Source organism: Agromyces sp. Y182 (assembly GCF_059445385.1).
On the sequence record NZ_JCAIUF010000001.1, the window covers coordinates 939441 to 952776 of the forward strand.

The 13336-nt window shown below is 68.8% G+C and carries 15 protein-coding genes; 5 read left to right on the plus strand and 10 right to left on the minus strand.

Going from position 1 to position 13336, the window contains the following annotated elements:
• Nucleotides 1-35: 35 nt before the first annotated feature.
• Both AC1C2R_RS04325 and sufU read left to right on the plus strand, forming a co-directional pair.
• A complete protein-coding gene (locus tag AC1C2R_RS04325) occupies nucleotides 36-1331 on the plus strand; it encodes a SufS family cysteine desulfurase (protein WP_495379098.1) in 1296 nt (431 codons plus the stop codon).
• Nucleotides 1328-1807, plus strand: a complete 480-nt coding sequence (sufU, locus tag AC1C2R_RS04330) for a Fe-S cluster assembly sulfur transfer protein SufU (protein ID WP_495379099.1) — start codon at nucleotides 1328-1330, stop codon at nucleotides 1805-1807. The genes AC1C2R_RS04325 and sufU overlap by 4 nt, the downstream gene beginning before the upstream one ends.
• A gap of 57 nt (nucleotides 1808-1864) precedes the next feature.
• Here sufU and AC1C2R_RS04335 read toward each other — a convergent pair whose 3' ends face one another.
• Complete coding sequence (locus AC1C2R_RS04335; protein WP_495379100.1) at nucleotides 1865-2611, minus strand: NAD(P)H-dependent oxidoreductase; 747 nt, start codon at nucleotides 2609-2611, stop codon at nucleotides 1865-1867.
• Between the two features lie 3 nt (nucleotides 2612-2614).
• Between AC1C2R_RS04335 and AC1C2R_RS04340 the strand changes: the two genes are divergently transcribed.
• Nucleotides 2615-3058 carry a MarR family winged helix-turn-helix transcriptional regulator gene (locus tag AC1C2R_RS04340; RefSeq protein WP_495360891.1) on the plus strand — a complete coding sequence of 148 codons (444 nt, stop codon included), beginning with the start codon at nucleotides 2615-2617 and terminating at the stop codon, nucleotides 3056-3058.
• A gap of 44 nt (nucleotides 3059-3102) precedes the next feature.
• Here the strand turns inward: AC1C2R_RS04340 and AC1C2R_RS04345 are convergent, their stop codons facing one another.
• From AC1C2R_RS04345 to AC1C2R_RS04385, 9 genes are all read right to left on the minus strand, one after another.
• Complete coding sequence (locus AC1C2R_RS04345; RefSeq protein WP_495379101.1) at nucleotides 3103-3339, minus strand: hypothetical protein; 237 nt, start codon at nucleotides 3337-3339, stop codon at nucleotides 3103-3105.
• Between the two features lie 79 nt (nucleotides 3340-3418).
• The gene (locus AC1C2R_RS04350) at nucleotides 3419-4777 is read right to left on the minus strand and encodes a class I SAM-dependent methyltransferase (RefSeq protein ID WP_495379102.1); all 1359 of its coding nucleotides are present in this window, start codon (nucleotides 4775-4777) and stop codon (nucleotides 3419-3421) included.
• Entirely contained in the window at nucleotides 4774-6153 is a 1380-nt protein-coding gene (locus AC1C2R_RS04355) for an FAD-binding oxidoreductase (protein ID WP_495379103.1), read from the minus strand. The genes AC1C2R_RS04350 and AC1C2R_RS04355 overlap by 4 nt, the downstream gene beginning before the upstream one ends.
• Nucleotides 6154-6226: 73 nt before the next feature.
• On the minus strand, nucleotides 6227-7036 hold the full coding sequence (locus AC1C2R_RS04360; RefSeq protein ID WP_495351318.1) for an alpha/beta fold hydrolase: 810 nt from the start codon (nucleotides 7034-7036) through the stop codon (nucleotides 6227-6229).
• Between the two features lie 28 nt (nucleotides 7037-7064).
• On the minus strand, nucleotides 7065-8045 hold the full coding sequence (locus AC1C2R_RS04365) for a VOC family protein (protein ID WP_495379104.1): 981 nt from the start codon (nucleotides 8043-8045) through the stop codon (nucleotides 7065-7067).
• Nucleotides 8042-9151, minus strand: coding sequence for a 4-oxalomesaconate tautomerase (locus AC1C2R_RS04370; protein WP_495379105.1), 1110 nt, complete (start codon nucleotides 9149-9151; stop codon nucleotides 8042-8044). Before AC1C2R_RS04370 ends, AC1C2R_RS04365 begins: the two co-directional genes overlap by 4 nt.
• The gene (locus AC1C2R_RS04375; protein ID WP_495379106.1) at nucleotides 9148-9945 is read right to left on the minus strand and encodes a DUF1932 domain-containing protein; all 798 of its coding nucleotides are present in this window, start codon (nucleotides 9943-9945) and stop codon (nucleotides 9148-9150) included. Before AC1C2R_RS04375 ends, AC1C2R_RS04370 begins: the two co-directional genes overlap by 4 nt.
• Nucleotides 9942-10646: a 4-carboxy-4-hydroxy-2-oxoadipate aldolase/oxaloacetate decarboxylase gene (locus AC1C2R_RS04380; protein WP_495379107.1), complete on the minus strand. Its 705-nt coding sequence runs from the start codon at nucleotides 10644-10646 to the stop codon at nucleotides 9942-9944. Before AC1C2R_RS04380 ends, AC1C2R_RS04375 begins: the two co-directional genes overlap by 4 nt.
• Nucleotides 10647-10648: 2 nt before the next feature.
• Nucleotides 10649-11380 (minus strand): PIG-L deacetylase family protein, encoded by a 732-nt coding sequence (locus AC1C2R_RS04385; RefSeq protein WP_495351323.1) that lies wholly within the window; start codon nucleotides 11378-11380, stop codon nucleotides 10649-10651.
• A gap of 173 nt (nucleotides 11381-11553) precedes the next feature.
• Between AC1C2R_RS04385 and AC1C2R_RS04390 the strand changes: the two genes are divergently transcribed.
• Both AC1C2R_RS04390 and AC1C2R_RS04395 read left to right on the plus strand, forming a co-directional pair.
• Entirely contained in the window at nucleotides 11554-12210 is a 657-nt protein-coding gene (locus AC1C2R_RS04390; RefSeq protein ID WP_495351324.1) for a GntR family transcriptional regulator, read from the plus strand.
• A 151-nt stretch (nucleotides 12211-12361) separates the two neighbouring features.
• Complete coding sequence (locus AC1C2R_RS04395; RefSeq protein ID WP_495351325.1) at nucleotides 12362-13336, plus strand: ABC transporter substrate-binding protein; 975 nt, start codon at nucleotides 12362-12364, stop codon at nucleotides 13334-13336.

Below are 13336 nucleotides of genomic sequence, written 5' to 3' on the forward strand. Positions count from 1 at the left end.
CGTGGATCGCCCGCATCGGCATGCTGGGAGGAACAATGACCCTCGATCGAACGACGACCATCGACGGTCTGCTGCCGACGGAGCTCCGGCAGGACTTCCCCTACCTCGCGCAGGAGCTCAACGGGCATCCGCTCGCCTATCTCGACTCCGGCGCGACCGCGCAGCGACCGCTCGCGGTGCTCGATGCCGAACGCCGCTACCTCGAGCACTCCAACGCCGCGGTGCACCGCGGCGCCAGCACACTCGTCGGCACCTCGACGACCGCGTTCGAAGAGGCTCGCGAGACGGTCGCCCGGTTCGTTGGGGCAGGCCCGCGCGAGATCGTGTGGGCCCTGAACGCGACCGATGCGATCAATATGGTCGCGCTCGGCATAGCGGATGCCGCGGCCGGCCTCGGCGGGCCCGAAGCCGACATCTTCACGCTCGGCGTCGACGACGAGATCGTGGTCACCGAGGCGGAGCACCACGCCGACCTCATCCCGTGGCAGCGACTCGCTGCGAAGACCGGGGCGAAACTGCGCTGGATTCCGGTCGCGGACGACGGCACGTGGTCGATCGACGATGCGGCATCCGTCATCGGTGCGCGCACGCGTCTCGTCGCGTTCGCGCATGTCTCGAACGTGACCGGCTTCGTCGCCCCCGTCGCCGAGGTCGTCGAGCTGGCCCACCGTCACGGTGCGCTCGTGCTGCTCGACGCCTGCCAGTCGGTGCCTCACCGGCCGACCGACTTCGCCGAACTCGGGGTCGACTTCGCTGCGTTCTCGGGTCACAAGATGCTCGGCCCGACCGGCATCGGTGTGCTCTACGGCCGGGAGCACCTGCTCGACGCCCTGCCGCCGGCGCGCACCGGCGGGTCGACGATCACGACCGTGACGATGGAGTCGGCATCCTTCCTGCCCTCGCCGCAGCGCTTCGAGGCCGGCACGCAGCCGGTGTCGCAGGCGGTCGCGCTGGCCGAGGCGGTGCGCTACCTCGACGCGCTCGGCATGCAGCGGGTGCACGCACACGAGACGTCGCTCGCCGAGCTTCTCGTCGAGGAGACGGCGCGGATCGCCGGCGTGCGGCTCGTCGGGCCGGCGCCCGGCATCGAGCGCGCGGCCTTGGCGAGCGTCGACGTGCCAGGCGTGCACGCGCACGACGTCGGCCAATTCCTCGATTCGCAGGGCATCGCCGTGCGTGTCGGCCACCACTGCGCCCAGCCGCTGCATCGGCGTCTCGGCCTGCGCGCGACGACTCGTGCGAGCACCTACGTCTACACGACGACCGACGAGATCCACCGCTTCGCCGCGGCGCTCGGTGAGGTGCCCGGATTCTTCGGGGTGGGCGCATGAGCGACCTGTCGGGGCTCTATCAGGAGCTCATCCTCGACCACTCGCGGCGCCGGCTGGGCGACGGCGAGCTGGCCGAGCCGAACGCCACCCACCACGAGCTCAACCCCACGTGCGGCGATGAGATCACCGTCGGCATCCGCCTCGATGCATCCGGTACCGTGCTCGAAGAGATCGGCTGGACCGGCGACGGATGCAGCATCTCGATGGCCTCGGCGTCGGCCATGACCGAGCTCGCGGCAGGCGCCGACCTCGACCGGGTGCGGCAGCTCATCGACGGGTTCCGCTCGATGATGCGCTCGCAGGGCGCCGGCGAGCCCGACGAAGAGCTGCTCGGCGACGCGATCGCCTTCCACGGCGTCTCGAAGTACGTCATGCGCGTGAAGTGCGCGATGCTCGCGTGGGTGGCCCTCGAGGCCGCCGTCGCGGCGGCGGCCTCGAGCGCGACGGCCGCAGCACCGACTGAGCACCGGGCGTAGCGAGGGGCGAACTCAGCGATCAGCGAGCGGATGCGATGGCGCTGATGACTCGGCGACTCAGCGTGACAGCGCGCCAACGGCATCGGCGACGGGACTCAGGGCCGCGAACCGTTCCTCTGTCTGCTGCAGCAGGCGCTCACGCTCCTCGGCGGTATTCTCGGTGACCGAGGCGTAGTTGACCCAGCGCAGGTTCTTGACGCCGATCTTTCCGAAGGTCCCTTTGAACAGGATCTTCGTGAGGGGGTCACGGTACCACCAGCGATAGGCCTTGTCGGGAGTGGTCATGATCGAGAGCACCGTCACGCCGCCCAGCCTGGTCATCAGGTTGCGGAACGGATTCCCCTTCGCATCGGGGAGTTCCTCGAAGACGATCCCCTTGGTCAGCACTCGGTCGAGAAAGCCTTTGGTCGACGCCGGCATCGCCTCCCACCACACGGGGAAGGCGAAGACCAGGTGGTCGGCCAACATCAGCCGCTCCTGGTAGTCGGCGACGACTGGGTCGACGACCTGCTTCAGGCGCCAGGCAACGAGATCGTCGCGGCTCATGACGGGGTCGAATCCGTCGGCTGCCAGGTCGACGAGGTCGACCTCGTGCCCGGCCCTGCGTGCGCCGCGCATCGCTGCCTCCGCCACGGCCGCCGTGAAGCTGCGCCGATGCGGCACGTTTTCGGCGGACTCGATCGTGTACGGGTGGTCCAGAACGAACATGATCCGCATGGGGAGCGCCTTCTTCCACATCGTTGGTTTCTCACTCAACCGTTGCACAGGCAACGGTCGCTTGTCAAACGATTCGATAGGATGCATGCCATGGACAAGGTGGATCTGCCCGACGAGCAGGCGCAGCTCGCGTACCTCATCCGTCGAGTTGCGGGGCTACTCGATCGAAGCGGCGACGCGCTGTTCCGTCGGGAACTCGACGTGACGATGGCGCAGTTCCTCGTTCTGAGCGTCGTGGATGCGCATCCAGGTCCGCTCAACCAGCAGGCCATCGCCGATCGACTCGGCCTCACGAAGGGCACGGTCAGCCGTCAGATCGAGCAAGCCGTTGCGGCAGGGCTCATGAACGTGGAGACCAGCGCGCACAATCGGCGGGAGAACATCCTGAGCCTCACCGCTGAAGGCACCGCGCTGGTGCGTCGCGGCGATGCGCTCTTCGAGCAGACGCGTCGCGACAACCTGCCCGCTCCCGACCCGTCCGACCTGCGGGCCGCACTGCGGATCCTGAATCAACTGAACGAGGCCCTGAGCTGAGCCGAGCTGAGCCCATCCCGACCTTCGAGTCCCGGTCTCGTTTTTCACGCCAACTCTTTCGCTTGTTCAGTGCCGACGACCGGCGCTCGCGCCCTCACGAGGTCACGTCTGAGCTGCTCGACGGCGAGCAACGCGTTCGACAGGTGGAACGACTGCTGCAGCAGCGTCGGCGAGAAATCATCCAGGGGTACGAGAGAGATCTCGATCTCTTCGTTCTCGTCCAAGGCCTGAGGTGCAACGCCGTAGACCTCCGACAGTAATCCGCCCGAACCTTCATCCATCGGTCGTCGACGACCCGACTCGAACGTTCGATGCTCCAGGGTTGAAGCGACACTGTGCTCCTCTGCCAGTCCGGAAGCCCTACGGAGTCCACCACGGTCGCAGCGGCAGATCGCCGTTGCCGCCGCGCTCGTCGGGGTTGACCGCGAGCACCTGGTGCAGCTGGATGCCGCCGCTCTCGAAGGCGAGTCGGGAACCGGCCATGTACAGGCCCCACACCTTCGCTGTCGGCAGCCCGACCTCGGCCACAGCTTCGTCCCAGTGGGCGACGAGGTTGGCGCACCAGTCGCGCAGCGTCAGCGCGTAGTGGGGGCGCAGGTTCTCCTCGTGCAACACCTCGAAGCCGACATCCTGAGCCTCGGTGATGATGCGGCCCGAGCCGGTGAGTTCGCCGTCGGGGAAGACGTACCTGTCGATGAAGCCGCGGGTCGACGGTTCGGACTGGTTGTCAGGACGAGTGATGCAGTGGTTGAGCAGCAGCCCGCCGGCACGCAGCCTCGACTGCAGAAAGCCGAAGTACGAGGCGTAGTTGCGCACGCCGATGTGCTCGAGCAGCCCGATCGACGACACCGCGTCGAAGCCGGTCTCGGCGATGTCACGGTAGTCGCCGTAGCGAACCTCGGCGAGCTCGGAGAGCCCCTCCGCGGCGATGGCCTGCTGCGCCCATGCCGTCTGCTCTCGCGACAGGGTCACTCCGGTGGCCCGCACTCCGCGCCGCGCGGCGTAGCGCACCATGCCGCCCCACCCGCAGCCGACGTCGAGCAGCCGGTCGCCCGGCTTCAGCCGCAGCTTCTCGAACACGAGTCGGTACTTGTTCTCTTGCGCCTCGTCGAGCGATGCGTCGGGCTGCGGATAGCACGCGCACGTGTACGTCATCGAGGGGCCGAGCACCCACTCGTAGAAGGTGTTCGACACGTCGTAGTGGTGGTGGATCGCCTCGGCATCGCGGCTCTTGCTGTGCCGAAGCCCCTCGGCGACACGTCGCCATCGGGGCGGCACCTCTTGCGGCGGCGGCGCGATCGGCCGCAAGTGTTCGACGCCGATGGAGCGGACGATGCGGGCCATCATCCGCGGTGGCGGAAGCTTGAAGACCAGCTCGTCGGCCAGCGCCTTGAGCAGCACATACGGGTCGCCGGGGTGCACGCCGTGCACTTCGAGATCGCCCGCGATGTAGGCGCGGGCGAGGCCGAGGTCGCCGCGCCCGGTCGCGAGATACGTCGTGCCCCGCGGCGTCTTCAGCTCGAGCCCGAGTTCGGCGTCGGGCGGCCCTGCCGAACTCCCGTCGTAGGCGGTGAACCTCAGCGGGAGCCGACCTGCGACGACGATCTCGAGGATCTCGGCGAGGGTGAGCTTCGCCGACGGGTCCGGCGCGTTCGCGGCATCCGATATCGCTGGCGTTTCAGCCTGCTTCACCGGCGCCTGTCCTTTGGTCGTGGTCATCGTCGTTGCACCGCCTTCGCATAGAGATCGAGGAGACGTGAGTCGGGGTCGTACCGCCGCTTCACGGCCGAATAGTCATCGCCGCCGTAGAGCTCGTCGAACTCTTCCGGCGAATAGTACGAGTCGGAGTACAACGACTTGTGTCCGTCGAGCGCGCTCACCTCACGCTCGATCAGGCGATTCGTCTCCCCGTCGACGGAGCCGACGGGCACCGTAGACCAGAAGCCGACGTTGACGTAGCTCTGCTGCGGTCGAAGCGGGTAGAGCGGCCAGTCGCGGTCGCCCCGCAGCCGCAGCGGGCACAGCCAGATCGGCTCGATCGGCACCTTCGCGAGGAACCACTCCAAGAACTCGACGGTGCGCCCGATCGGTACCTCGACGTCTTGGATCACGCGTTCGCGCGCTGGGCGCCCCTTGAGTTTCTCGAGGCGATCGCCGAGGTCGAATCGTCGTTCGAGGCGCATGAGCTTCGCGTACGACCTGCTGCGCCGGTACCGCCGAGGCCAGAATGGGCGAATCAGCGGATGCTGCGCGCCGAACGCCTGCGAGCACCAGAACCAGTCGGCGTCCCATCGCCACAGGTAGTCGTGAACGGTGAGGCGATCGTGCTTCGCTCCGTCGTCGTGCTGGATGGAGCGATAGTAGATCTGCTGGCGGGTGTAGTCGCTGACGGGGCCGGATGTCGCGGTCTGCGTGCCGACGCACAGGTAGCTCTCCTCGGCGCTGAACACGACGCCGTCGAGGTAGTCGACGGGAACCCCGTCGAGGCGACCGGTTTCGATGATGCGGTCCATCGCCGCGACGAGCTCGGCGAGGGCGTGGAATCGCAGGTGCGTGAGCGCGACGAACGGTTCGATCGGCTCGAGTTCGATGCGCAGGCGCACCGCGTAGCCGAGCGTGCCGTATGAGTTCGGGAAGGCGCGGAACAGCTCGGCGTGCTCGAGCGGTGACGCCGTCAGCACCTCTCCGCCGCCCGTGAGGATGTCCATTTCGAGCACCGACTCGTGCGGCAGGCCGTTGCGGAACGACGTCGACTCGATGCCGAGACCCGTCACCGCTCCGCCGAGGGTGATCGTCTTCAGCTGCGGCACGACGAGTGGTGCCAGTCCGTGCGGCAGCGTCGCGGCCACGAGGTCTTCGTAGGTGCACATGCCCGCCACGTCGGCCGTACGCGTTTCGGGGTCGACCGCGATGACGTGCGTCAGTCCCGAGGTGTCGAGGCCCGGGGCATCCGTCGCCGCCCTCGACCGGAAGAGATTCGACGTGCGCTTCGCGAGTCGTACCGGTGCCCCCGGCGGCACCGCCTGGTAGCTCTCGAGCAGGCGCTCGACGCCGTCGGCGTGAGTGGCGCGTGCATCGGTCGCAGGAGCGGACACGTTTCCACGTTAGTCCGCGCGCGGATTCGCCGCATCGTGCATCGGGTGTGCTCCATCGGCATCGGCACGCTGCTCAGGCACCGGCCGCCGCACGCGTGAAGAATTCGAGCGCGGCCTTTTTGAACACGCGTGACCCCGGTGCATTGAAGTGGTGACGCCGGGGCAGTTCGACGAAGGTGCCGTCGGGTGTGGACGCCGCCAGTTGCTTCGACTGCTCGAAGATCGCGTCGTCGCTGCCGGTCGCGAACAGGATCGGCTGCATCGGCGGATGCGCCACGTCGGGGTCGGCGTCGCCGAAGCGCATGCCCTCGGCGAGCGCGATGAGCGCCCCGAGGTCGTTGCCCGCGACCCGTTCGGCGAGCGTGATGTAGTTGCGGGTGACCGGGTCTTCGACCGGCGTGCCGTGCTCGGCGTACGCGCGCGCCTGCTCAATCTGCAACCGAGCGAGCGGGCGCCCGTCGGGAATGCCGCCGAGCACCGCACGCTCGACATGTTGGGGCAGCTGCACCGCAACCTGCCAACCGACCCGCGCCCCGAGCGAATAGCCGGCGAAGAGCACCGTGTCGAGCAGGTAGGTGTCGAGCACGACCGCGATGTCGTTCACGAACGCGTCCATGCCGTAGGCGGATGCCTGCTGCGGCTTGGCGCTCGCCCCGTGGCCGCGCTGGTCGATGCCGAGCACGCGGAACCCGGCACGCGTGAGATCGCGCACCCACCCCGTGTTCACCCAGTTGTCGCGGCAGCTCGAGGCGAACCCGTGCACGCACAGCACCGTCGGCGCATCGTCGTCACCCCAGAGGTAGGTGGCGATGCGGATGCCGTCGGCCGACAAGACGTACTTCGGCGACGGCATCTCGGTCAGGGGCGGTATCGCTGCATCCATGTCAGCCATTCTCGCCGTCTTCGAGGCGTCACACGATGGGCGTGCCGTGCGTGTGGAACGTCTCGATCGTCTGCAGACCCCAGGCCTGGCCCTTGGCGCGTTCGGCGGCGGTCCAGCTGATGGTCTTCCAGTCGGGGGCGAGGATGACGCGGGCGCCGGCGTTGCACAACTCGATCCGGTTGCCGCCGGGCTCCCAGACGTAGAGGAAGAAGGTCTGCTGGATGGCGTGCTTGTGCGGCCCGGTCTCGATGTGGATGCCCGCCTCGAGGAACACGTCGGCGGCGCGGAGGATGTCTTCGCGGGTGTCGGTCGCGAAGGCCACGTGGTGGAGCCGTCCATGAGACCCGGTCCAGTCGTCGGTGTACACGAGGTCGTAGGTCTTGTTGCCGAGATTGAACCAGACGGCGCTGGGTTCGCCGTCGTCGGTCACGATGCGCTCGGTACAGCGGGCGCCGAGCACGCCGCCGAGGAACTCGGCCGTCTCGGGCACGTTCCCGGTCAGGTAGTTCACGTGGTCGATGCGGCGCACGTTCGCGCCCCGGCCGGGGAAGGCGGCCGCCTGGTTCTTCAGCGCAGGCGTGTCGGTCTCGTCGGCCTCGTACCAGTCGACATCCCAGTACAGGCCCATCGGGTGCCCGTCGGGGTCGTCGAACAGCGCCACCTCGCCGAGACCACGCGCGGAGTCGTCGGTGCCGCGCGCGAGCCCGGCGGACGCGATGCGTTCCCACACACGCTCGACCGCCTGCGGGCTCGCGCCACGGAGGTAGGTGCGCCCGATGCCCGGCTGCTCCCGCTCGATGAGCCGCACGGTGTACGACTGGTAGTCGTCCCACGCATGCAGGTACACGGATGTCTCGTCGCGGGCCACCTCGCGCATCGCCATGAGATCGACGAAGAAGTCGCGGCTCGCTTCGAGCACGGGCGTGTAGAGCTCGATGGGGCCGATGTGGGCGATGTCGCGACGCATTTCGGGATCGTGCGTCAGGCGCGGGGTTGCATGCTCGTTCACGTGGCTCCTTCGTCGGGCGCGTCGGCGTCGGCGCGCGGGGCGACGGCTGTCGTTTGCTGTGGGCGAGGCCAAACCTGCCCGTCCATGATCTTGCGGGCGGTGCGCACGAGCGTACTGCGGGCGACGGACGTCGCCGCTCCTGCGCCCGCCAGTTCGACGTCGACCTCGAGTGCGCCGGTCGGATGCTCCACCCGGCGTGGGCCCGAGCCCGGCGCATCGACGGTCGCGATCGTGCCTTCGGCGAGGCATCCGACGGCGACCGAGACGGCGCCGAGAACGCCGATCGCCTCGTGCACGCGATGCGGAATGAAGGTGCGCGTGGTCACGAGGCCGCCGTGGCGTGCGGGCGAGACGATCGTGAGCTTCGGCACCGTCGAGTCACGCACCTCACCGAGTCCCATGGCCGGGCCGGCGGCGAGGCGGATCCGCTCGAGGCGGCGGCGAAGCTCGTCGTTCGCTTCGAGTTCGGCGGGCGACTCGTCGCCGACGAGGCCCAGGTCGGATGCGCGGAGGAGCACGACCGGCATGCCGGCATCGACGCACGTCACGTCGATGCCGTCGAAGTGATCGACGAGCCGCCCCGTCGGGAACGCGGGCCGGCCGTCGCCCGGGAAGTCGAGCGGAATCGCGGCCGCGGGGAACGGCGCGCCCGCCATCTCGGTGTCGCCGTCGTAGCGCACCACGCCACCCGGGGTCGCGATGCGGGCCACGACGATGCTCGCAGTCGGGTTCACGATGCGGATGCGCACCTCGGTCTGCTCCGCGGCCGCCGCCACGAGCCCGCGCTCGATCGCGAACGGCCCCACGCCCGCGAGGAGGTTGCCGCAGGTCTGACGATCGCTGACGATCGGCCGGTCGGGCACCACCTGCAAGAAGAGGTAGTCGACATCCGCGTCAGGATGCGTCGACGGGCCGACCACGGCGACCTTGCTCGTCAGCGGGTGCGCCCCGCCGAGCCCGTCGATCTGGCGCGGGTCGGGCGAACCCATCACCCGGAGCAGCAGCTCGTCGCGCTCGGCTGCGTCTTCGGGAAGGTCCGAGGCGAGAAAGTAGGCGCCTTTCGAGGTGCCGCCGCGCATCAGCATGCACCGGATGCCGTCGGTCACAGGTGCCCTCCGTTCGGAACCCCGTCGCTCGCGACGGAGCGGAGCACCTCGGCCACGGCGCGCGCGATGTCGGCACGGCCGCCCTCCGCCTCGACCATCTCGGCCGCCGCCGCCATCTCCTCGACCCGACGCGCGCTGTGCTGCCGGGTGCCGTCGAGCAGGCCCGCGAGCGTCGGCCGATCCAGCCGCTCGAGGGTCTCGACGAGATGCTCGCCGAACCAGTCGGAGAGCCCCTGGGCCTCGGCCGCGCGGAGCGATTCGATCATCACACCCGTGAGTCCCTTGACGAGGAGGCTGCGCAGCAGCTTTCGAGCAGCGGATGTCCCGGCGGGACCGTCGAGCACCTCGACCGGGTAGCCCGCTTCGCCGAGGATGGCACGCAGCGCCTCGGTCGCGACCGGTTCGCCGGAGACGAGCACCGGCGTGCGGTCGGCACCGCGACGGACCGGCGCCATGATCGCCGCGTCGGCGAACCGGATGCAGGCGGCCGCCGCACGTGCCGCGAGCTCCGCCTTCGCGCGCGGCCCGGCGGTGGCGAAGTCGGCGTGCACGGCGGATCGCGGCGCTGCGGCGATGGTGGTCGCGAGTGCGTCCGCGCTGTGCGCGGCGGTCGTGAAGGCGAGCACGGCGTCTGCGTCTGCGACGGCCTCCTCGCCGGACGCCGCGATTCGCACACCGTCGACCGCGTCCGCCGCGAACGGGTCCCACCCGGTCACCACGGCCTGGGCCGAGAGCGAGTTCGCGAACGCACGACCCGCCTCGCCGAGGCCGAGCACCGTGATTCGGCTGCTCATCGATCGGTGCCTTCCGGAAGACGGTCCACGTAGGCGACGCCGAGTTCGGCCAAGAGGGGTCGCAGCTCGTACAGGTCGACCCCGAGGGTTCCCGAAGCGAGCGTGGCTCGCTTGGCCTCCTCGTTCGCTCGGCGGCGGTCCGCGGCATCCGCCACCTCGACGCCACGTCGGATCGGCAACGCGACCACGCCGTCGTCGTCAGCCACGATGATGTCGCCGGGGTGCACGGCCTGGCCCGCGATCACGACGGGCACGTTGACCGATCCCGGGCTCGCCTTGACCGTGCCCTGGGCGTGCACCGCGCGCGACCACACCGGGAAGCCCATCTCGCGCAGGGTCGCGATGTCGCGCACGCCGGCGTCGATCACGAGGCCGACCACGCCGCGGGAACGCAGCGAGGTGGCGAGCAGATCGCCGAACATGCCGTCGGTCGACCCGCTCGTCGTCGCGACGACCAGCACGTCACCGCGCCGGCACACCTCGACGGCGGCGTGGATCATGAGGTTGTCGCCGGGGTGACTGAGCACGGTGACGGCCGAGCCGCCGACCGACGCGCCCGGAAGCCGCGCCGTGATCCGCGGCCCGACGAGGCCGACGCGGCCCGCCGCCTCGTGGACGCTCGCGACTCCAGCGCGGGCGAGGCGTTCGATCACTTCTGCTGGTGCACGGTCGATGTCGCGGACGACGTAGTGTCGGCTCATGGTCAGGCCAGCTCCGATGCGACCTGCGGGTAGTACCGCTGGAACGCCTCGGCGTAGGCGTGCACCGGCAAGCCGAGATTCGGCCCACTGTTGCGCTTGGCCTGCACGCCACGGCGCTTGCCGAGGTCGGTGTAGTACTCGACGAGGTGCCCCTGCGCGCCGAGCGCATTCATGGCGGCGACCTTCTTCTCCCAGACTTCGCTGATGTCGAGCAGCACGTTCGGAACGAAGCCGCACACCTCGCTCTGGTGGGGCTCGAACGCGAACACGGGCGGCGCGCCGATCACCTCTCCGGGGCCGGAGACGCCGGGAGCCTGCGCGAGCACGCGAGCGTGGAGCGCGATCTCGGCGGCCTTCGGGTGGTCCATGTTGTAGGGGTCGGCCGCCGCGTGCGTGAGCACGACCGCCGGCTGCACCTCGCGACAGAGGTCGATGAGGCTCGTCATGAGTTCGTCGCTCTCGCGGAGCGGATAGTCGCCGGCGTCGAAGAACCGCACCTCGGCACCGAGCGCATCGGCTGCGGTCTGACCCTCTTCGCGGCGGAGCGCCTTGATCTCGTCGAGGCTCTTCCCCGCGCGCCAGGCACTCGCCGATTCACCCCGTTCGCCGAAAGACAGGCAGGCGATGACCGCGCGCTGCCCGCGCGAGGCCGCGAGTGCGATCGCACCGCCGGCTCGCCAGACGAAGTCGCCGGGGTGTGCGGTGACCACGAGAAGCGGGGACTGATTCGACATTGAACCTCCAGATCGATGTGCGACACCACTCTGCCGAGTGTCGCAACTATTGTCAACAATTTTGCTGACGACCCGTCGGGCGACAGAATGAGTCGAGCGAGCTGCGTGGCGGATGTCTCGGAGTGACCGAGAATCGCAGATCATCGATGTCGATGCAGAGAAGGGGGCGGTCGGTGAGCGACCTCCAAGATGTCCATGCCCAGTTGCGGAGTGCGATCCTCCGCGGGGACTTCGCACCGCGCCAGCGGCTCATCGAGGCCGAACTCGCCGAGCGCTACGGCGCCGGCAGATTCGTCATCCGCAACGCGCTGCTGCAGCTCGCCGCCGACGGCCTCGTCGAGCTCCAGCCGAATCGGGGCGCTCGCGTGCGCGAGATCTCGGTCGACGAAGCGGTCGAGATCACCGAGATCCGGCAAGCCGTCGAAGCGCTGGTCGCGGCGCGGGCCGCCGAGCAGGTCGGCGATGCCGAGATCGACGAGCTCCGCGCTCTCGGCGAGAGCATGCGCGTCGCCGTCGAGCAGGGCGAGCTCATGCGCTACTCCGACCTGAACGCCACGCTCCACTCCCGTCTGCGAGAGATCGCGCACCACGCCACCGCGGCCCGCATCATCGAGCAGCTGAACGGCCAGATGGTGCGACATCAGTTCCGGCTCTCCCTCGTGCCCGGCCGCCCGAGTGTCTCGCTGCCCGAACACCTGGCGATCATCGACGCCGTCTGCGATCACGACGCAGAGCGGGCCGGTCGACTCATGGCCGACCACATCGGCAGCGTCATCACCACCCTGCGCACGCTCGACGACCACGGACAGTCGATACCGCAGCTCAGGTGAACAGCGATGGGTCGTGCATCCGATTGCTAACAATTTTGGTTGCGTTATTGACACCGATTCTTGAACAGCCGTAGGGTCGCGGCAGACACGGCAACCAGCCCGGCCGGACGAAGTGTCCTGGCGGGGCCGCCTTCCCTCACAACGGAGTGACATGAATCGCATCAGCATGATCGGGGTCGCCGCGGTGGCCCTGTTGGCCCTTTCCGGATGCACCGACTCCGAAGCCGGTAACGAGACCCCCGCCGCGAGCGCCAGTGCGGCCGAGCTCACCCCCGTCACCGTCGGCGTGATTCCGATCGCCGACACGGCGCCGCTCTATCTCGGCGACGCGCAGGGCTTCTTCGAGGAGGCCGGACTCGATCTCACCATCGAGACCGCCACCGGCGGTGCCGCCATCGTGCCGGCCGTCGTCGCCGGCGACTACCAATTCGGCTTCAGCAACATGCTCTCGCTCATGGTGGCGGCCGAGAAGGGGCTGCCCCTCAAGGCGGTGAGCTCTGCGGTGGCGACGACGGGCGACACCGAGTCCGACTTCGGCGCGATCATCGTCAAGGGCGACTCGCCGATCCAGTCCGTGACCGACCTCGCCGGCAAGACCGTCTCGAGCAACAGCCTCGGCAACATCAATGACACGATCGTGCGCACCCTCGTCGACGATGCCGGAGCGGATTCTTCGACGATCTCCTTCGTCGAGGTGCCCTTCCCCGACGCCATCGCGGCGGTCGAGAACAGCCAGGTCGACGCGGCGTTCGTCGTCGAGCCGTTCGTCACCTCGGCGATCGAGGCCGGCGACCGGGTCGTCTCCTACGCCTACGCCGAGTTCGACCCGAAGCTCGACATCGCGTCGTACTTCACGACGACCGATTTCATCGAGAGCGACCCCGAGGTCGTCGAGAAGTTCCAGTCGGCGATGCAGAAGTCGCTCGAGTACGCGCAGGAGAACCCCGACGCCGTGCGCGAGATCATCGCGACGTACACCAAGACGCCGCCCGAGACGCTCGAAAAGATCGTGCTGCCGACCTGGCCTCTCGAGATCGATCGCGGCGCCATGGAGAAGCTCGCCGAGGCGGCGCAGTCCTACGGGGTGCTGACCCAGGCGCCCGATCTCGACGCACTGCTTCCGTGA